Origin of the sequence: Burkholderia sp. NFPP32 (assembly GCF_900119325.1) — a bacterium.
In the GTDB taxonomy this organism is placed as follows: domain Bacteria; phylum Pseudomonadota; class Gammaproteobacteria; order Burkholderiales; family Burkholderiaceae; genus Burkholderia; species Burkholderia pyrrocinia_C.
This window is the reverse complement of record NZ_FPJP01000002.1, coordinates 88,794-109,072: the sequence shown is the minus strand read 5'-3', so window position 1 is coordinate 109,072 and position 20,279 is coordinate 88,794. Positions and strand designations below refer to the sequence as shown.

Below are 20,279 nucleotides of genomic sequence, written 5' to 3'. Positions count from 1 at the left end.
GGCGGGCATCGCGATGAATAGTTCCTCCGATTCGATCGCCACCGGCGCAGGCGCGGGCGGCTTTGTGCCGCCGAATCCGGGCGGCATGCATCCGGCCGCCGCATCCGGTGCGTCCGGCGCGACCGGGCCGACGGCCACGCAGCCGCGGCCCGGCCGCTGGGCCGCGAGCGGCACGAACCCGCTCGTCGCGGCCGCGAACCCGTTGCTCAACCTGGTGCCGCAGATCCGCTCGACCGTCCATCATCCGAACCCGGCGTGGCTGCGCGAGCATCTCGTCGTCGAGATCCGGCAGTTCGAGGCGCGCGCGCAGGAAGCCGGCGTGCCGTCCGAGGCGATCATCGGCGCGCGCTACTGCCTGTGCACGGCGCTCGATGAAGCGGCCGCGCTGACGCCGTGGGGCGGCAGCGTATGGTCGTCGCACAGCCTGCTCGTGTCGTTCCACAACGAGACGTGGGGCGGCGAGAAGTTCTTCCACCTGCTCGAACGCCTGTCGCAGCAGCCGCGCCAGCATCTCGACCTGCTCGAGTTGCTGTATTTCTGTCTCGCGCTCGGTTTCGAGGGCCGCTATCGCGTGCTCGACAACGGCCACGCGCAGCTCGATGCGCTGCGCCGCCAGCTCGCGCAGACGATCCGCTCCGTGCGCGGCGAATTCGATCCCGCGCTGTCGCCGCACTGGCGCGACGTCGTCACGCGCGACGTCGCGCGCCGCTTCACCGTGCCGCTGTGGGTGTGCGTGGCGCTCGCGCTGCTGATCGGCTTCGGCGTGTTCGTCGGGCTGCGCATCGCGCTTGCCGGGCATTCGGATCGACTGTTCGCGTCGATCGACGCGCTGCACGTGCCGAAGCTGCAGCCCGCGCAGGCGCCGCCGCGCCCCGCGCCGGCGCCGCGCGTCGCGAAGTTCCTGGCACCCGAGATCGCGGCCGGCCTCGTATCCGTGCGCGACGACGCCGATCGCAGCGTGATCGTGCTGCGCGGCGACGGGCTGTTCAAGTCCGGTTCGACCTCGGTGATCGACCGCTACGTGCCGGTGCTCGCGCGCGTCGCCGACGCGCTGAACAAGGTGCCCGGCAACGTGCGCGCGACCGGCTATACCGACGACACGCCCGTGCATACCGCGCGCTTCGCGTCGAACTGGGACCTGTCGCGCGAACGCGCGGAAGCCGTGCGCAGCATGATCGCCGCGCGGCTCGACCATCCGGAGCGGCTCGCGGCGGAAGGGCGCGGCACGCTCGATCCGGTCGCGCCGAACGATTCGCCCGCGAACCGCGCGCTGAACCGGCGCGTCGAGATCACGCTGCTGCCGGCGCCCGGCAGCGCCGCCGTTGGCGCGACGCAGGGGACCAACTGACATGAACCAGGCTGTCGCGCGTTTCGTCCGGCCGTTGCCGTCGCGGGAGATCTGGACCTTCGCCGGTCTCGTCGTGCTCGCGTGCTTCGTGTGGCTCGCGGGCCCGCTGTTCGCGTTCGCCGAGATCCGGCCGCTCGAAAGCGGCTGGGCCCGCGGGCTGACGATCGCGGTGCTGTTCGCCGCGTGGGGCGCGCGCGTCGCGTGGCGAAGCTGGCGCGCGGGCCGCCTCAATGCGCAGTTGCTGAACCAGTTGCGCGAGGCCGCGCCGGCGCCGGCCACCGCCGACGATCCGGCGAAGGCGCAGCTCGACGAGTTGCGCAGCCGTTTCGACGAAGCCGCGACGCTGCTGAAGAAGGTCCGCTTCGGGCAGGCCGATGCGGTGCGCAAGGGCCTGCCGCGCTGGTTCGACCGGATGTCGCGCCAGTATCTGTATCAATTGCCGTGGTACGTGTTCATCGGCGCGCCGGGCTCGGGCAAGACGACCGCGCTCGTGAATTCCGGGCTCAGCTTTCCGCTCGCCGAGCAGTTCGGCCGCGCGGCGATTCGCGGCGTGGGCGGCACGCGGCACTGCGACTGGTGGTTCACGAACGACGCGGTGCTGATCGACACGGCCGGCCGCTACACGACGCACGAAGGCAACCGCGCGCTCGACGAAGCCGAATGGAAAGGCTTCGTCGACCTGCTGAAGAAATACCGCACGCGCCAGCCGCTGAACGGCGCGATGCTGACGATCAGCGTGGCCGACCTGCTCGGCGCGTCGGAGGCCGAACGCACGCAGCATGCGATGGTGCTGCGCAAGCGGCTGCTCGAACTGCGCGCGCAGCTCGGCATCCGTTTTCCCGTGTACTTGCTCGTGACGAAGGCCGACCTGCTCGCGGGCTTCGCCGAATATTTCGGCAACTACGGCCGCGCGGAATGCGCGCAGGTGTGGGGCTTCACGTTCCCGCTCGCGCAGAGCGAGGCGCCCGGCTTCGACCTGCGCGCGGCATTCGACCGCGAATACCGGCTGCTGCACCAGCGGCTGAACGACGGTCTGCCCGAACTGCTCGCCGCGCAGACCGATGCACGCCAGCGCGAGATGACCTACCTGCTGCCGCAGCAGATCGCCGACCTGCAGGACATGCTCGGCCAGTTCGTCGCCGAGGTGTTTTCCGTATCGAGCTTCGAGCCGATGCCGATGCTGCGCGGCGTCTACCTGACGAGCGGCACGCAGGAGGGCACCGCGTTCGATCGCGTGATGAGCGGCATCAAGCGCTTCCTGAAGATCGAGGGCGTGCCGCCGGTCGCGCAGGTCGGCTCGACCGGGCGCAGCTTCTTCCTGAAGTCGCTGCTGCAGGAGCACATCTTCCGCGAAGCCGCGCTCGCCGGCAGCGACCTGCGCTGGCATCAGAAGCGGCGCGTGCTGCGGATCGCCGGCTACGCGCTGCTCGCGCTCGCATGCGTGGCCGTGCTGGCCGCGTGGCTGCGCAGCTATTCGAACAATCGCGCGTATCTGGACCAGATCGCCGCGGGCGTGCCGGCCGTCGATTCACGGATCGCCGGCGCGAAGTTCTCCGACGCGGCCGACATCGCGCGGCTGCTGCCCGTGCTCGATGCGCTCGGCGGACTCGCGAATGCGGGCGGCGTCGACCTGCAGCATCCGCCGCTCGCATATCGGTGGGGGCTGTTCCAGGGCGAGAAGATTGACGAGGCCGTCGATGCCGTGTACCGGCGCGCGCTCGACGACGTGCTGCTGCCGATCGCCGCGAGCCGGATGGAGGCCGCGCTGCGCGACGCGCGGCCCGACGAAACCGACTACGCGTATGCGGCGCTGAAGGCGTACCTGATGCTGTACGACAGCGCGCACTACGATCCCGCGTTCGTACAGGCCGTCGTCGATCTGGAGATGGAGCGCTCGCTGCCACCGGATTTCTCGCCGACCGAACGTTCCGCGCTGCGCGCGCATCTCGCCGCGCTGTTCGGCAACCGCGTCGCGGTGTCGCCGTATCCGATGAACGAGCGGCTCGTGGCCGACGTGCGCGACCGGCTGCGACAGGTGCCGTTCTCGCAGCGGCTGTACCGGCAGCTCACGCGCACGCTGCGCCCGGCGACGTCCGCGTTCGACTTCAGCGTCGCGCGCGCGGTCGGCCCCGACGCATCGCTGGTGTTTCGCCGCCAGGGCGGCAAGCCGCTGTCGGAAGGCGTGCCGGGCCTCTATACGCGCAACGGCTATCGCAACGTGTTCGCGCCGCGCCTGGCCGGCGAGGTCGAAGCGTACGGGCGCGAGGAAGTGTGGGTGCTGAACCTCGGATTGTCGGAGATCCCCGGGCCGAACGACGCGGCCGCGTGGGCGCGCGATATCCGCCAGCTCTACCTGAACGACTACCTGAAGATCTGGGACGACTATCTTGCCGACATCAAGCTGCAGCGCACGGCCACGCTCGCGCAGAGCATCCAGGTGGCGCGCGCGCTGTCGTCGGCCGATTCGCCGCTTACGCGGCTGATGGTCGCGCTCGCGCGCGACACGGCGCTCGGCGATGCGCCGGGCGGGGCGCGCAATTTCGCGGCGCGTGCGCAGGACAAGGTCGACGAGGCGCGCAGTTCGCTGTCGCAGATCTTCGCGGGCCAGGCCAGCGACGCGAATCCGTCCGCGACGGCGCCCGCGAGCCCCGAGCAGATCGTCGACAGCCACTTCGCCGGCTTGCGCGCGTTCGCGCCGGGCAGCGGCGACCAGGCGCAAGGATTCGACGCGGTGCTGAAGTCGATCGACGCGCTGTACACGTACCTGACGGCCACCGACGACGCGCTGCGCAGCGGCGCGCAACCACCACCGTCCGACGCGCCCGCGCGGCTGCGCGCGCAGGCCGGCCGCCTGCCGACGCCGTTCCGCGAAGTGCTCGACGACCTGTCGAACGTCGCGAACGGCAGCGTCGCGACCGTCGAGCAGCGCAGCGTCGCGCTGCGGGCCGGCGCGAATGTCGGCGACTTCTGCCGGCAGGCGATCGCGGGCCGCTATCCGTTCGCGCGCGGATCGTCGCGCGACGTCGCGCCGGCGGATTTCGCGCAGATGTTCGCGCCGGGCGGGCTGATGGACGATTTCTTCCAGAAGAACCTGCAGTCGATCGTCGATACGACGTCGCACCCGTGGCGCTTCGCGAACCGCAATGCGGACGCCGATCCGGCGGCGGCCGCGATGCTCGCGTCGTTCGAGAAGGCCGCGGTGATCCGCGACGCGTATTTCGGCGGCGGGGCGCGCACCGCGCAGTTGAAGGTGCAGATCCAGCCGCTCGAAATGGACCCGTCGATCACGGAGATGGTGCTCGACGTCGACGGGCAGATCGTCCGCTACGCGCACGGCCCGCTCGTGCAGAGCGCGGTGGACTGGCCGGGCCCGCGCGGCAGCAACCAGGTGCGGCTGCAGGTGTCGGCGCAGGCCGGCGCGACCGACGGTTTCACGACCGGCGGGCCGTGGGCGCTGCACCGGCTGTTCGACCGCGCGGCGGTATCGGCCGGGCACGGCTCGGACCAGATGATTGCGCGCTTCACGGTCGACGGCAAACCGATCGTGCTGCAGGTGAATGCGGGCAGCGTCCGCAACCCGTTCAGGCTGGCCCAGATGGAGTCCTTTACATGCCCTCCGAAGCAATGAGCCCCACACCGCCGCTCACGAGCACGGCCGGCGACGCGCCGGCCTGGTACGGGAAGATTCCCGGCGCCGGTGACTTCGTGAACAGCCGGCTGCCGCATGCGCTCGCGCTCTGGTGGGAACGCTGGCTCCAGCAGGGGATGGCCGCGATGCGCCAGCGCGGCGCGGACGAGATCGAACGCCATTACACGGTCGCGCCGGTCTGGAATTTCCTGATCCCGACGGGCGCCGGCGCGTCGTGCGTGCAGCCGGGCTGCCTTGCGCCGAGCTGCGACCGCGTGGGGCGCTACTACCCGGTGATCGTCACGCTGCCGATGCGCGCGGCCGATTACTGGAACGGGCTGCCGGACACCGCCGACGCGTTCTACTGGCAGGTCGGCCATGCGCTGCTCGACGCGATCCGCCATGCGCGCGCGCCGGGCGATCTCGAACGGACACTCGAACGCGTGCGGCTCGTGCCGGGCAGCGGCAGGTACGCGGAACGCGTCGACGGCATGCCGGCCGCGCTGCCGGAGCAGCCGGCGCCGGCAGCGTGGCCGGGGCTGTCCGGCTATTTCGATCCGCACGGCGGCACCAGCTTCTGGTGGACCAACCGCGCCGACGGATCGCCGCTGCGCACGCATGCGCATACGGGCACGCCCGACAACGCGCTGTTCCTGACGCTGTTCGGCGGCGGTCAGCAGCCCGGCTGAAGCGCGGCGGGCAGAAGACACACGGTTTCATGAGGTGGACATGAAGGACGCTGGATCGAGAGACAACGAGTACGACACGGCGACACGCGGCGACGCATCCGAATTCACGGTGCGGCCGCTGCCGCTCGGCCATCGCCTCGGTGAACTGCAGCTCGACGAGGTGCTGGGGATCGGCGGTTTCGGGATCGTCTATCGCGCGTTCGACCGCACGTTGCGGCGCGCGGTCGCGATCAAGGAGTACATGCCGTCGATGCTCGCGACGCGCGGCGGCGACTACACGGTGTCGCTGCGTTCCGAGCGGTTCGCGCAGGCGTTCGACGCGGGGCGCGGCGCGTTCCTCAACGAGGCGCGCCTGCTCGCGCAATTCGATCATCCGGGGCTCGTCAAGGTCCTGCACTTCTGGGAAAGCCACGGCACCGCGTACATGGTGATGCCGTTCTACGAGGGGCGCACGCTCAAGCAGCTGCTCGACGGCGGCATGCGGATCAGCGAGACGCAACTGCGCAACATCGTCGGCGCGCTGCTCGGCGCGCTCGACACGCTGCATCGCGCGCAGTGCTTCCATCGCGACGTGGCGCTCGACAACGTGCTGATCCGCCCGAACGGCAGCGCGATCCTGCTCGACTTCGGCGCGGCGCGCAAACGGATCGGCGATCTCGTCGACGACGGCGCGATGATGATCAAGCCCGGTTACGCGCCGATCGAGCAGTACACCGACGATCCCGCGTTCAGCCAGGGGCCGTGGACCGATCTCTATGCGCTCGGCGCGGTGATGCACGCGATGATTACCGGCGAACTGCCGCCCGCGGCCGTCGTGCGCAGCATCAAGGACACGTACCGGCCGCTCGCGTCGCGCGAGTTGCCGGCCGGCGAGGTGTACAGCCCGGCGTTTCTCGCGGCCGTCGATCATGCGCTGCAGCTGCGGATTCCGGATCGGCCGGAATCGGTCGCGGCGTTCGCGGCGGAGCTCGGGTTGCGGGACTTCGACAGGGCGGGCGGCGGGTATGGCGCGGTCGTGCCGCCGGTGGGTGACGCGGGCAGCGGAGGAGAGGGGAAGGGTGAGGCGTCGGTGGGTTCCGCTGCGTCGGGCATCGCGTCGGCCGCTGCTGGTGCTGCTGCGATCGGCACGGGCGGGACGGCTTCGGGCAAGACTGTGTCGGATGTGCAGTCGTCAATGCCTGAGCGTCAGGACGGTATGTCGACACCGACGGACACCGCGTCTGCTTCATCTGCCGTGTTCGGTGCCAAGCCGGAGGTGGGTGCGCCTTCAACGTCGAAGACCGCTGCGCAGGGCGCCGCGATTGCGGCAACGGGCGCGCCGGCATCGTCGGCCTCGCATGCTTCGCAGCCCCCGGCGAAACCGGTTGAATCCGGTGCGCCGAACGGAAACGCCGAGCGTACAACGGAGCCAGCCCCTGCCAGAACCGATACGCACCACGAAGCAGATACACGATCCACGCGTGCCGACGCAGACATCGGCAAGCGCAGCGCAGCGGATTCCGGGAACACGAACGGGAACGCGTATGCGACTGCCGGCGCCGACGATACGACCGCACCGCATCCCGCTGCATCGGCATCGAGCCGGGCATCCGCGCCGTCCGGCACCCAACGCAGCCACTTACTCGCAGGATCCCGCCGCCGCATACCGGTCTACGTCGGTGGCGCGCTCGTCGCGCTGATCGCCGTCGGCCTCGCCGCGACCTATCTGTCGCGTCCCGCGCGCATCGCCGACGAGGCCGCACCGGGCGCGAGCCAGCCGCAGGCCGGCACGTCGTCGCCCGCCAGTACGCCGGACACCACGCTGGCCCAGCACGGACCGACGCCGATCGTCGTGCCGCCGTCGAGCCTGCCGGCCGGTTCGTCGGCACAGGTTCCGCCGCCGCCCGTCGCCGCCGCGCCGGCCAGCACGCCAGCCGTCGAGGCCGCCGCTGCCGCGCCGCAGGTCGCGACCACGGTCACGAACCCGCCCCCTTCGCATGCCGGTTCCAGTTCGACCATCGCGCCCGCCGGCAGCCTCGACACGTCGGAGCGCGTCGTCAGCGTGCCGCCGTCGGAAGCGGCCGCATTACCGGCGACGACGCCGGCCCCGGCGCCGAAGCCGCCGTCGGAAGCCGATACGGCCGTCGCTGCCGTGAACGTGCTGCCTGCCGAACAGCGTCCGCCGAAGGCGCAGGAAACCGTCCAGGTGCGCTTCAACGTGCGGCCGTGGGGCGACGTGTACGTGAACGGTGCGCGGCGCGGCGCGAGCCCGCCGCTGCGCTCCGTGTCGCTGACGCCGGGCGTCTACCAGATCGAGATCCGCAACGGCTCGCTGCCGCCGTTGCACCGCACCGTTGCGGTCGATTTCGGCAGCAAACCGATCAATATCGACTATGCATTCGAATGACATCAGCCAGGCGGCGCTGGCCGCCGCCGCGCTTTCCCCGGGGCCGCCCGGCGTACCGTGGGCGTCGCCGCGCGCCGACCTGATCGGCCGGCTGCTCGCGGACGTCGCGCCCGATGCGCCGTGCGGCGCGAACCTCGAATACGACGCCGAATTCCTGCAGTTGCAGGAGCGCGCGACGCCGCGCGCCGAGCAGCAGTACGGCGACACCGTGATCCCGGCCGAGGCGCCCGACTGGGGCGCGGTCGAGCGGCTGGCGCTGGCGCTGTCCGCACGCACGAAGGACCTGCGCGTCGTCGCGCATCTCGCGCGCAGCTGGATCGAGCAACACGGCCTGCCCGGCTATGCCGACGCGCTCGCGGTCGTCGCGAACTTGCTCGAGCGCCGGTGGGACGACCTGCATCCGAGGCTCGACGCCGACGACGAACCTGACCCGACGCCACGGATGAACGCGCTCGCCGACGTGGCCGGCGCGCACGACTGCGCACGTGCGGCGCGTCGCCAGCCGCTGTTCGACGGCGGCCCGAGCGTGCGCGATGCCGAACGGCTGCTCGACGGCCGCGACGAAGCCGGCGGCCGCGCAAGCCTGATTGCCGCGCTGTCGGCCGTGCGCGGCGACGGCACGACGCCGCTCGACGCTGCGCGCGCCGCGTTGCAAGCGCTGGACACGATCCGCGCGTGCGTGATCGACAAGCTCGGCCGCGAGTGGGCACCCGATGCGGGCGATGCGGAGAAGGCATTGCAGAGGATCGTGCGCGAAGTGCCGGTGCCCGAATCGCAGCCGGGCGCGTCGGACGGAGCGAACTCCACGCCGCAGGCCGCATCCGGTGACGCATCGCAGGCCGGCACCGTGCCGGCCGCGCCCGCTGCGATGCCGAACGCGCATGCATGGCGCGATGCCGAGCTAACGAGCCGCGACGACGTACGGCTCGGCCTCGACAAGATGTGCCGCTATTTCGAGCTGCACGAGCCGAGCCATCCGGCGCCGCTGCTGCTGCGGCGCGCGCAGCGGCTGCTCGCGCTCGACTTCTACGAAATCATCCGCGATCTCGCGCCGGAGAGCCTGCCGAAGCTGGACCTGCTGAGCGGCGAGCGAAGCGAATGAACCGAACGAGGGAAGCCGCCACGCGGGCGGCGGCAACGTACCGCGCAACCTGATCGACGTGAAGGAGTGGACGATGACTGACAGAACCAAGGCAGCGGGCAGCGGACAGAAGTTCATCGCGCGCAATCGGGCACCGCGCGTGCAGATCGAGTACGACGTCGAAACCTACGGCGCCGAGCGCAAGGTGCAGCTGCCGTTCGTGATGGGCGTGATTTCGGACCTGGCGGGCAAGCGCGCCGAGCCGCTGCCGGACCTGCCGGAGCGCAAGTTCCTCGAGATCGACGTCGACAACTTCGACGAGCGGATGAAGTCGGTCGCGCCGCGCGTCGCGTTCCAGGTGCCGAACACGCTGACGGGCGAAGGGATGCTCAACGTCGACATGACGTTCGAGCAGATCGACGATTTCTCGCCGGCCGCGATCGCGCGCAATGTCGACGCGCTGCGCCGGCTGCTGGAAGCGCGCACCGAGCTGTCGAACCTGCTGTCGTACATGGACGGCAAGCACGGTGCCGAACAACTGATCGAGCGCGCGATCAACGATCCCGACCTGCTGAAGACGCTCGTGCGCAATCCGCACGAATCCGCGCAGCGCGGCGATGCGACCCAACCGGAGGCCCGCGATGAATGACCCCGTCCAAACCCGCGCCGACACGCGCGACGCCGCGCAGCCGGCCGTCGCGCACGACGAGTTCGCCGCGTTGCTGCAAAAGGAATTCAAGCCGAAGACGGCCGAGGCGCGCGAATCGGTGGAGCGCGCGGTGCGCACGCTCGCGCAGCAGGCGCTCGAACATACGGTCGGCATGACGACCGACGCGTACGGCAGCGTGAAGCAGATCATCGCGGAGATCGACCGGAAGCTGTCCGACCAGATCAACCAGATCCTGCATCACGAGGAGTTCCAGACGCTCGAAGGCGCGTGGCGCGGCCTGCATTACCTCGTCACGCATACCGAGACCGACGAGCTGCTGAAGATCAAGGCGCTGCCGGCATCACGCAACGAGGTCGCGCGGATGCTGAAGCGCTACAAGGGCGTCGCGTGGGATCAAAGCCCGCTGTTCCGCAAGATCTACGAGGAGGAATACGGGCAGTTCGGCGGCGAGCCGTTCGGCTGCCTGGTCGGCGATTTCCATTTCAACCACAGCCCGCCCGACGTCGAGATGCTCGGCGAGCTGTCGAAGATCGCGGCGGCCGCGCACGCGCCGTTCATCGCCGGCGCATCGCCGGAGCTGATGCAGATGGATTCGTGGCAGGAGCTGTCGAACCCGCGCGACCTGACCAAGATCTTCCAGAACACCGAATACGCGGCGTGGCGCAGCCTGCGGCAGTCGGAGGATTCGCGCTACGTCGGCCTCGCGATGCCGCGTTTTCTCGCGCGGCTGCCGTACGGCGCGCGCACCAATCCGGTCGACGAATTCGACTTCGAGGAAGATACGGACGCCGCGAACCACGACCGCTACACGTGGGCGAATTCGGCATACGCGATGGCCGCGAACATCAACCGCTCGTTCAAACAGTACGGCTGGTGCTCGTCGATCCGCGGCGTCGAATCGGGCGGGGCGGTCGAAGGGCTGCCGAGCCACACGTTCCCGACCGACGACGGCGGCGTCGACCAGAAGTGCCCGACCGAAATCGCGATCAGTGACCGCCGCGAGGCCGAGCTCGCGAAGAACGGCTTCATGCCGTTCGTACACCGGAAGAACTCGGATTTCGCGGCGTTCATCGGTGCGCAGTCGCTGTACCAGCCGGCCGAATACCACGATCCCGACGCGACCGCGAACGCGCGGCTGTCCGGCCGCCTGCCGTACCTGTTCGCATGCTGCCGCTTCGCGCACTACCTGAAGTGCATCGTGCGCGACAAGATCGGCTCGTTCCGCGAGCGCGCCGACATGGAGCGCTGGCTGAACGACTGGATCATGAACTACGTCGACGGCGACCCCACCAACTCGTCGCAGGAAACCAAGGCGCGCAAGCCGCTCGCGGCCGCGCAGGTGGTCGTCGACGAGGTCGAGGACAACCCCGGCTACTACACGTCGAAATTCTTCCTGCGGCCGCACTACCAGCTCGAAGGGCTCACCGTGTCGCTGCGGCTGATCTCGCGGCTGCCGACCGCGAAGGCGGCGAACGAATGAGCTGAAAAATGAGCTGAAAAACGAGCGGAAAGCGGCATTCAACACGGCATTCAACCTGACCTCGAACCGAAACGGAGACGGCAATGGGCGTGGCAATGTTTATGAAGGTGGACGGCGTGACCGGCGAATCGGCGGACGCGCAGCACAAGGGCTGGACCGACATCCAGTCGTTTACGTGGGGCGCGAGCCAGCCGGGCGCGATGGCGAGCGGCAGCGGCGGCAACGCAGGCAAGGCGAGCTTCAACGATCTCGTCGTCGCCGCGTACATGGACAAGGGCGCACCCGCGATCATCAAGAACTGCGCGAACGGCAAGCACCTTTCGTCGGTCGAGATTTCCGCGTGCAAGACGGGCGGCACGCAGGTCGAGTTCATGCGCGTGACGCTGCAGGAGGTGCTCGTCACGTCCGCGCAGGTGGCGGGCGTCGATCCGGGCGACGTCGCGGACCGGCTGATGATGCATTACGGCTTCCAGGCCGCGAAGGTGAAGAAGCAGTACTGGCAGCAGAACGACAACGGCGGCAAGGGCGCCGAAGTGACGGTCGGCTGGAACATCAAGGAAAACACCGAGATGTGACGGGCCGGGCAGGCACGGAGACGACGATGGACGACCCGCGAACCCGCGACGGACGCGAGGGCCGGGAAGGCAGCCTGCGCGACCGGCTGCAACCCGCCTTGCTCGACCGCCTCACCGACGATGCGCCGCAGCGCGCGGCCGAAGCGCCCGGCACGCAATGGATCGGCACCGAGCGGCTGCGCGCGGCCGTGCTGCGCGATCTCGCGTGGCTGCTCAACACGCGCAACGCCGAGGACGGTTTCGTCGACTGGTCGGCGTTCGCGCACGCGCAGGCGTCGGTGCTGAACTACGGGATGCGGCCGCTCGTCGGTAAGCCGATGTCGGGCGTCGAGCGGATGTCGGTCGAGGCGTCGATCCGCGACGCCATCGTTCGCTTCGAGCCGCGCATCGCGCCCGACAGCGTCGAGGTGCGCAGCGTGATCGACGCGCCGGGCGGCCGGGCCGGCGAGCGACGCCACAACGTGCTGCAGTTCGAGATCCGCGGCACGCTGTGGTCGATCCCGCATCCGCTCGAATTCGTGCTGCGCTCCGACCTCGATCTGGAAACGGGCGCGATGTCGCTGCAATCCGTGGCGGGGGCCTGACGCAATGGATACGCGCCTGCTCGACTACTACAACCGCGAACTCGCGTATCTGCGCGAGCTCGGCGGCGAATTCGCGCAGCAGTTCCCGAAGGTGGCCGCGCGGCTGCGGCTGCATGAATCGGGGCCGCCCGACCCGTACGTCGAACGGCTGCTCGAGGGTTTCAGCTTCCTCACCGCGCGCGTGCAGCTGAAGATGGACGCCGAATTCCCGCGCTTCACGCAGGCGCTGCTCGATGCCGTGTATCCCGGTTACATCTCGCCGTTACCGTCGATGGCGATCGTCCGGTTCGCGCCGCTGATGAACGAAGGCAGCCTTGCGCAGGGCTGGCGGCTGCCGGCCGGCACCGCGCTGCGCGCGCGACCGGCGGCGTCCGAGCAGACCGCGTGCGAATTCCGTACCGCGCACGACCTGACACTGTGGCCGCTCGAACTGACCGATGCGACCGTCACCGGCGCGCCGTCGTGGCTGCCGCGCGGCGCCGTCGCGGCGCGACAGGACGTGCGCGCCGCGCTGCGCATCCGGCTGAAGGCGCGCGGCGGCGCCAAACTATCGCAGTTGCCGCTCGACCGGCTGACGTTCCATCTCGCGGGCCCCGAGCGCGACGCGCTGCACCTGCTCGAACTGATCGCCGCGCATGCGCTCGGCGTCGTGTGTCACGACCCGGCGCAGCCGCCGCGCTGGCTGCATACGCTCGACGCCGACGCGATCGTCCACGAGGGTTTCGATCCGGCGCAGGCGATCCTGCCGGACGACGGCCGCAGCTTCCACGGCTACCGGCTGCTGCGCGAGTACTTCGCGTTTCCGGCGCGCTTCCTGTTCTTCGGCATCGGCGGGCTGCGTGCCGCGCTGGCGCGCGCGACCGGCGACGAGTGCGAGCTGACCGTGCTGTTCGATCGCCACGACGCGGCGCTCGAAGCGGCCGTCGACGCGCGCCATCTCGCGCTGAACTGCACGCCGGCCGTGAACCTGTTCGCGCGCCGCGCCGATCGGATTCCGCTGCAGCCGGGTGCGCGCGAGCATCATGTCGTCGTCGACCGCAGCCGGCCGCTCGACTACGAGGTCTATGCGGTGCAGCGGCTCGCAAGCGAGCAGCGCGACGACGGCCAGTCGCGCGAATTTCGGCCGTTTCACGCATCGTTCGCCGGCGATGACGGCAACCACGGCGCGTACTACACGGTGCGGCGCGAGCCGCGGCTGGTGTCCGCGCAGGCACGCGCGAACGGCACGCGCACCGGCTACGTCGGCAGCGAGACCTACGTGTCGCTGGTCGACAGCCAGTGCGCGCCTTACGACGAGACGATGCGCTACCTGGCGGCCGATACGCTGTGCACGAACCGCGATCTCGTGCTGCTGCAGCCGCCCGGCGACGCGAACACGTTCACGCTGCGCGTGTCGGCCCCGGTCGAGCGCATCGTCGCGATCCGCGGCCCGTCGCGGCCGCGCCCGCCGATCGCCGACGCGCAAACCGCATGGCGGTTGATCCGCCATCTCGGTCTCGCACGCCACACGCTGACCGATCTCGACGACGACGAAGGCGCGCATGCGCTGCGCGAACTGCTCGGCCTGCATGCCGATCCGGCCGATGCCGCAATGCGTCGGCAGATCGACGGCGTGCAGCGCGTCGCGTTCTCGCCGGTGTTCCGCCGGCTGCCGGCGCTCGGGCCGCTGATGTTCGGGCGCGGCGTGCAGGTCGACGTGACCGTCGACGACCATGCGTTCTCCGGCGACAGCCCGTTCCTGCTCGGCGCGGTGCTCGAACAGTTCTTCGCGCGCCATGTGTCGATCAACGCGTTCGCCGAATGCGTGCTGACCAGCGCGCAGCGCGGCACGCTCGCACGCTGGCCCGCGCGCATCGGCAGGCGGCCTGCGATATGAAACGCGATACGTCGCCCGGCACTCGGCCGGCCGCCGAAGCCGCACGCCGCGACGCGTGGTGGGCACGGCTGCGGGCCGCGCCGCACGGCTACGACCTGTTCCAGGCGCTGCGCTGGCTCGACGCGCTGTCGCCCGGCCGCGCGCCGCTCGGCCATGCCGCGCGACCGCGCGACGAGCCGGTGCGGCTCGGGCAGCAGCCGTCGCTCGCATTCGCGGCGTCGATGCTGGCCGGCGTGCACGAGAACGGCACCGCGCCGCCGCGTATCGCGATCCACGGTTTCGGGTTGTTCGGGCCGAACGGGCCGCTGCCGACGCACCTGACCGAATATGCGCACGAGCGCGCGGCCCAGCACGACGACCCGACGTTCGCCGCGTTCGCGGACCTGTTCCATCACCGGCTGATCCTGCTGTTCTACCGCGCATGGGCGGACGCACAGCCGACGGTGAGCCTCGATCACCCCGGGCGCGCACGGTTCGACGGCTATGTCGCGAGCCTGATCGGGCGGTCGTCGCATGGCGACACGCCGACCACGCCGACAGACACCGACACGCTCGCGCCGCATGCACGCTATTTCCATGCCGGCCATCTCGTGCGGCACACACGCAACCCGGAAGGGCTCGTGCAGATCCTGCGCCGGCATTTCGGCGTCGATGCGCGCATCGTCGAGCACGTACCGCAGTGGGTCGCGATCGAACGCTCGCAGCGCTGCACGATCCGCGCGACGCGGCCGACGTTGCGTGTCGGCGCCGTCGCGCTCGGCGTCGCGGTGCGCGATGCGCAGTCGCGTTTCCGGATCGTGCTCGGCCCGCTGTCGCTCGACGCCTACCGCGGCTTCCTGCCGGGCGGGCCGCACGCGCGGCAGCTCGCGCAATGGGTGCGCGAATACGTCGGCATCGAGTTCGACTGGGACGTGCAGCTCGAACTGGCGGCCGACGCGGTGCCGGCGATCGCGCTCGGCGCGCCGCAGGGGATCGGCCGCACCGCGTGGCTCGGGCAGCGGCTCGAACCGGGCCCCGCGCGCGACCTCGTCGTCCGCTACGACGTGCGGCGTGGCGGTGCCCCCCTTCATCGCGAAACCGCCTAAACGGGAGCCGTCATGTCCGATATCGGCCGCGTCAACCTGTTCGGAAAACTGAATCCGTTCCTCTACGAGACGCTCGAGCAGGCGACCGGGTTCTGCCGGCTGCGCGGCAATCCGTACGTCGAACTCGCGCACTGGTTCAAGCAGATGCTGCAGCGGCCCGACGGCGACCTGCAGCGCGTGCTGCGCCGCTTCGACATCGACACGGATGTGATCGACCGCGCGCTGGTCACCGCGCTCGACCGGCTGCCGCGTGGCGCGGGCTCGGTGTCGGACCTGTCCGTGCACATCGACGACGCCGTCGAACGCGCGTGGGTCTATGCGACGCTGAAGTACGACGCGACACGGATTCGCGGCGCGGTGCTGTTGCTCGCGATCCTGAAGACGCCGCAGTTGCGCAACGTGCTGATTGCGATCACGCGCGAATTCGAGCGCATCGTGCCTGACCTGCTCGCCGACGAACTCGAATCGATCGTCGACGGCTCGCCCGAGGCGCAGCCGGCCGCACAGGCATCGAAGGGCGACGCGTTGCGCGCCGCGCCAGCCGACGGCTCGGCGCTCGCGCGCTTCGCCGTCGACCTGACCGAGCGCGCGCGGGCCGGCGAGATCGATCCCGTCGTCGGGCGCGACGCCGAGATTCGCCAGATCGTCGACATCCTGCTGCGGCGCCGCCAGAACAACCCGCTGCTGGTCGGCGAGGCCGGTGTCGGCAAGACAGCCGTCGCGGAAGGCTTCGCGCTGCGGATCGCCGCCGGCGACGTACCGCCGTCGCTGCGCGACGTCGCGCTGTACCTGCTCGACATCGGGCTGCTGCAGGCCGGCGCCAGCGTGAAGGGCGAGTTCGAGAGCCGGCTGCGCGGCGTGATCGACGAAGCGATGTCGTCCGAGCGGCCGGCGATCCTGTTCATCGATGAAGTGCATACGCTCGTCGGCGCGGGCGGGGCGGCCGGCACCGGTGACGCCGCGAACCTGCTGAAGCCCGCGCTCGCGCGCGGCCTGCTGCGCACGGTCGGCGCGACCACGTGGTCCGAGTACAAGCAGTACATCGAGAAGGACCCCGCGTTGACGCGGCGCTTCCAGCTCGTGCACGTACTCGAGCCGGAAGAAGAGGCCGCGCTGACGATGCTGCGCGGCCTCGCCGCGAAACTCGAGGCCCATCACCACGTGCTCGTGCTCGACGACGCGCTGCAGGCCGCCGTCACGCTGTCGCACCGGTACATCCCCGCCCGGCAGTTGCCGGACAAGGCGATCAGCCTGCTCGATACGGCCTGCGCGCGCGTCGCCGTCAGCCAGCACGCGGTGCCCGCGCCGATCGAGGACGCGCGCCGTCGCATCGACAGCCTGCGTGTCGAACAGGAGCGGATCGGGCGCGAGTGCGCGCTCGGCACCGGTGATGCCGAGCGGCGCTACGCGATCGACACCGACATTGCGGCCGCGCAGGCGGAACTCGATCAGCTCGACGTGCGCTGGCAAACCGAACGCAACGCATTGGCGGCGATCGTCGAATCACGCGCCGCGTTGCTCGACGACGATCCGTCGCGCGAACTCGATGCCGCCACGCGCGCCGAAATCCAGGCGCACCTTGCGACCGCGCAACAGGCGCTGGCCGACGTGCAGGGCGATGCGCCGCTCGTGCTGCCCGCCGTCGACACGCACGCGGTGGCGGCCGTGGTCGCCGACTGGACCGGCATTCCGCTCGGCCGGATGGTGCGCGACGAGACGCAGGCCGTGCTGAAGCTCGCCGATACGCTCGGCGAACGCGTCGTCGGCCAGCGGCATGCGGTCGAACTGATCGCGCAGCGGATCCAGACCGCGCGCGCGAAGCTCGACGATCCGACCAAGCCGCACGGCGTGTTCCTGCTGTGCGGCCCGTCCGGCGTCGGCAAGACCGAGACCGCGCTCGCGCTGGCCGACACGCTGTACGGCGGCGAGCGCAACGCGATCACGATCAACATGAGCGAGTTCCAGGAAGCGCATACCGTGTCGACGCTGAAGGGTGCGCCGCCCGGTTATGTCGGCTACGGGCAGGGCGGCGTACTCACCGAAGCCGTGCGCCGCCGGCCTTACAGCGTCGTGCTGCTCGACGAGATCGAGAAGGCGCACCGCGACGTGCACGAGATTTTCTTCCAGGTATTCGACAAGGGCTGGATGGAGGACGGCGAGGGGCGCGACATCGATTTCCGGCATACCGTGATCCTGCTGACATCGAACGTCGGCGCCGATCGCGTGATGCAGCTCTGCCGCGACCCCGAGCGCCTGCCCGACGCGCAGACGCTCGCCGATGCGCTGCGCGCGCCGCTGCTCGACGTGTTCCCGGCCGCGCTGCTCGGTCGGTTGACCGTCGTGCCGTATTACCCGCTCACCGATGCGACGCTCGCGCGGATCGTCGCGTTGCAGTTGCGGCGGATCGAGAAGCGAATCGACGCGCATCACGGCATCCGGCTGCGCTGCACCGACGCGGCGACCGCGCTGATCGTCGAGCGGTGCCGGACGATCGAATCCGGTGGCCGGATGGTCGACGCGATCCTCACGCACACCGTGATGCCGCGCATCAGCCGCGCGATCCTGCAGGCCACGCTCGAAGGCCGCACGCTGGCGTCGATCGAGGTGAGCGCGGCCGATGGTGAATTCGCCTACCGGTTCGACGAGGAGGCAACGACGTGAATCGCGTATTCACCCTCGACAGCCCGCACGGCGACGACCTGAAATTCCACACGCTCGACGGCAGCGACGAACTCGGCCGGCTGTTCGAATTCCGGATCGAGGCGCTTGCGGACAGTCACAGCCTGTCGCTGAAGGACATGCTCGGCAAGCCTGTGACTGTCCGCATCGAACAGCAGAACCAGTCGACGCGCTACCTGAACGGCATCGTTGCGCGCGCATCGCTTGCCGGCCGGCGTGCCGAGCGGTACTACGGCTACGAGCTGGTCGTGCGCCCGTGGCTGTGGCTCGCGACGCGCCGCTCCGATTGCCGGATCTTCCAGAACAAGACCGTGCCCGAGATCGTGCAGGAGGTGCTGTCGACGTACGGCTTTCCTATCGAAAACCACCTCGCCGAATCGTATGTGCCGCGCGAGTACTGCGTGCAGTACAACGAGACCGACGCCGCGTTCGTGTCGCGGCTGATGGAGTTCGAGGGCATCTATTACTGGTTCAAGCATGCGGAGGACACGCATACGCTGATGCTGAGCGACGCGATGTCGTCGCACACGGCGCTGCCCGGCTACGAAACGATTCCGTACATCGCGCGCGACCGCACCGCGATCGCCGACGAGGAGCACATCGACGGCTGGCTGCCTGCGCAAGAGGTAAGCGTCGGCAAGCACCAGACCACCGACTACGACTATACGAAGCCGCGCGCCGATCTTTCGTCGCAGAAGGTCGATCCGCGCGGACACGATCACGACAGTTTTGCGTCGTTCGAATGGCCGGGCGGTTATCGCGACGATGCGCCCGGTGTGCATTACAGCCGCGTAAGGCTCGAGGAACAGCAGGCGGAGCACGAGCGCGCAAGCGCGGATACCGACGTACGCGGCGCCGCGCCTGGGTATCTGTTCACGCTCGCGCATTGTCCTCGTGCCGATCAGAACCGCGAGTACCTGATCGTGCGGTGTCGGTACCGCTTTCAGGAGAACGCGTACGCGAGCGATCAGGGCGCGGAGGCGGTGGTGCATCAGACGATGATGCTCGTGCAGCCGTCGAGTTTGCCGTTCCGGTCGCCGCGTGAGACGCCGCGGCCGCGCACCAACGGGCCGCAGACGGCGACCGTCGTCGGGCCGCCGGGCGAGGAAATCTGGACCGATCAGTATGGGCGGGTGAAGCTGCAATTCCGCTGGGACAGGTATGGGCAGAGCAATCAAGATTCGTCTTGCTGGGTCCGGGTGTCGAGTCCTTGGGCCGGCGGCGGGTTCGGGGGCGTGCAGATTCCGCGTGTGGGCGACGAGGTGGTGGTCGATTTCCTGAACGGCGATCCGGATGAGCCGATCGTGACGGGACGCGTTTATAACGGCGAGAAGATGCCGCCGTGGGGGCTGCCGGGGAGTGCGACGCAGAGCGGGCTGCTGTCGAGATCGTCGCCGGGCGGAACGACCGAGCATGCGAATGCGTTCCGGTTCGAGGACAAGAAGGGCGCGGAGCAACTCTGGATGCACGCGGAACGGAACTTCGATGCGGAGACGGAGGCCGATCACACGCTTTCCGTCGGGAACAACCATACGCATACGGTCGGGAATGACGAAACGATGCAGGTCAAGAACAACCGGCAACGTAGTGTGGGGCAGAACGAGACGGTGAATATCGGCAAGAACCGGGTCGCGCAGATCGGGGTGGATGAAACGCATGAGGTTGGCGGGAACCGGACGCGAACGGTCGGGAAGAAGGAGACCGTGACGATCGCGTCGGATCGTGAGGCGACGATCGGCGGCAGCCACACGGAGTCGGTCACGCATGCCAAGACCGAAACGATTGGCGAAGGCAAGACGCTGAACGTCGGACAGATGTATCAGACGACGTCGCAGGACATGAAGACGCTGGTTGCGTCGGCGCATACCGAGGAGATCGGCACGCGAACGTCGACGATCGCCAAAGCCCATACGCACACGGTCGGCGGCGAACACACCGTCAACGTCGGGGCGAACCATACGACGAACGTACAGCATCAGGTGACCGTCAACGCCGGCGACCAGCTTTCGCTCGTCTGCGGGATGTCCAGCATCGTGATGAAGAGCGACGGCACGATCACGATCCAGGGCGTCAATGTCGCATCAAGCGGCACGGAAAGCCACAGCGTGAACAGCAAGAAGGTAACGTCGTCGGCGTCGGTCGAGCACACGGTCGAAGGGACGATCCTGAAACTGAATCCGTGACGGAGGTTCGCACGA

General features: G+C 69.3%; 13 protein-coding genes. All 13 read left to right on the top strand.

The window, feature by feature from the left end:
* The first annotated feature begins 13 nt into the window (after window positions 1–13).
* Window positions 14–1,348 (top strand): DotU family type VI secretion system protein, encoded by a 1,335-nt coding sequence (locus BT264_RS04800; protein ID WP_072436810.1) that lies wholly within the window; start codon window positions 14–16, stop codon window positions 1,346–1,348.
* Window position 1,349: 1 nt separating this feature from the next.
* Window positions 1,350–4,976, top strand: coding sequence for a type VI secretion system membrane subunit TssM (tssM, locus tag BT264_RS04795; RefSeq protein ID WP_072436811.1), 3,627 nt, complete (start codon window positions 1,350–1,352; stop codon window positions 4,974–4,976).
* Window positions 4,973–5,665 (top strand): type VI secretion system-associated protein TagF, encoded by a 693-nt coding sequence (gene tagF, locus BT264_RS04790; RefSeq protein ID WP_072436812.1) that lies wholly within the window; start codon window positions 4,973–4,975, stop codon window positions 5,663–5,665. The genes tssM and tagF overlap by 4 nt, the downstream gene beginning before the upstream one ends.
* A gap of 40 nt (window positions 5,666–5,705) precedes the next feature.
* Window positions 5,706–8,051 carry a serine/threonine protein kinase gene (locus BT264_RS04785; protein ID WP_072436813.1) on the top strand — a complete coding sequence of 782 codons (2,346 nt, stop codon included), beginning with the start codon at window positions 5,706–5,708 and terminating at the stop codon, window positions 8,049–8,051.
* Complete coding sequence (gene tssA / locus BT264_RS04780) at window positions 8,038–9,153, top strand: type VI secretion system protein TssA (RefSeq protein WP_083533910.1); 1,116 nt, start codon at window positions 8,038–8,040, stop codon at window positions 9,151–9,153. The genes BT264_RS04785 and tssA overlap by 14 nt, the downstream gene beginning before the upstream one ends.
* A 73-nt stretch (window positions 9,154–9,226) precedes the next feature.
* A complete protein-coding gene (gene tssB / locus BT264_RS04775; protein ID WP_034179510.1) occupies window positions 9,227–9,781 on the top strand; it encodes a type VI secretion system contractile sheath small subunit in 555 nt (184 codons plus the stop codon).
* The gene (gene tssC / locus BT264_RS04770; protein ID WP_072436814.1) at window positions 9,774–11,282 is read left to right on the top strand and encodes a type VI secretion system contractile sheath large subunit; all 1,509 of its coding nucleotides are present in this window, start codon (window positions 9,774–9,776) and stop codon (window positions 11,280–11,282) included. Before tssB ends, tssC begins: the two co-directional genes overlap by 8 nt.
* Before the next feature lie 83 nt (window positions 11,283–11,365).
* On the top strand, window positions 11,366–11,857 hold the full coding sequence (locus BT264_RS04765) for an Hcp family type VI secretion system effector (protein ID WP_072436815.1): 492 nt from the start codon (window positions 11,366–11,368) through the stop codon (window positions 11,855–11,857).
* A 26-nt stretch (window positions 11,858–11,883) separates the two neighbouring features.
* Window positions 11,884–12,441: a type VI secretion system baseplate subunit TssE gene (tssE, locus tag BT264_RS04760; RefSeq protein ID WP_072436930.1), complete on the top strand. Its 558-nt coding sequence runs from the start codon at window positions 11,884–11,886 to the stop codon at window positions 12,439–12,441.
* Between the two features lie 4 nt (window positions 12,442–12,445).
* Complete coding sequence (gene tssF / locus BT264_RS04755; RefSeq protein ID WP_072436816.1) at window positions 12,446–14,317, top strand: type VI secretion system baseplate subunit TssF; 1,872 nt, start codon at window positions 12,446–12,448, stop codon at window positions 14,315–14,317.
* On the top strand, window positions 14,314–15,402 hold the full coding sequence (gene tssG / locus BT264_RS04750) for a type VI secretion system baseplate subunit TssG (protein ID WP_072436817.1): 1,089 nt from the start codon (window positions 14,314–14,316) through the stop codon (window positions 15,400–15,402). The genes tssF and tssG overlap by 4 nt, the downstream gene beginning before the upstream one ends.
* 12 nt (window positions 15,403–15,414) lie before the next feature.
* The gene (gene tssH, locus BT264_RS04745; RefSeq protein ID WP_072436818.1) at window positions 15,415–18,063 is read left to right on the top strand and encodes a type VI secretion system ATPase TssH; all 2,649 of its coding nucleotides are present in this window, start codon (window positions 15,415–15,417) and stop codon (window positions 18,061–18,063) included.
* On the top strand, window positions 18,060–20,264 hold the full coding sequence (gene tssI, locus BT264_RS04740) for a type VI secretion system Vgr family protein (RefSeq protein ID WP_072436819.1): 2,205 nt from the start codon (window positions 18,060–18,062) through the stop codon (window positions 20,262–20,264). The genes tssH and tssI overlap by 4 nt, the downstream gene beginning before the upstream one ends.
* Window positions 20,265–20,279 lie beyond the last annotated feature (15 nt).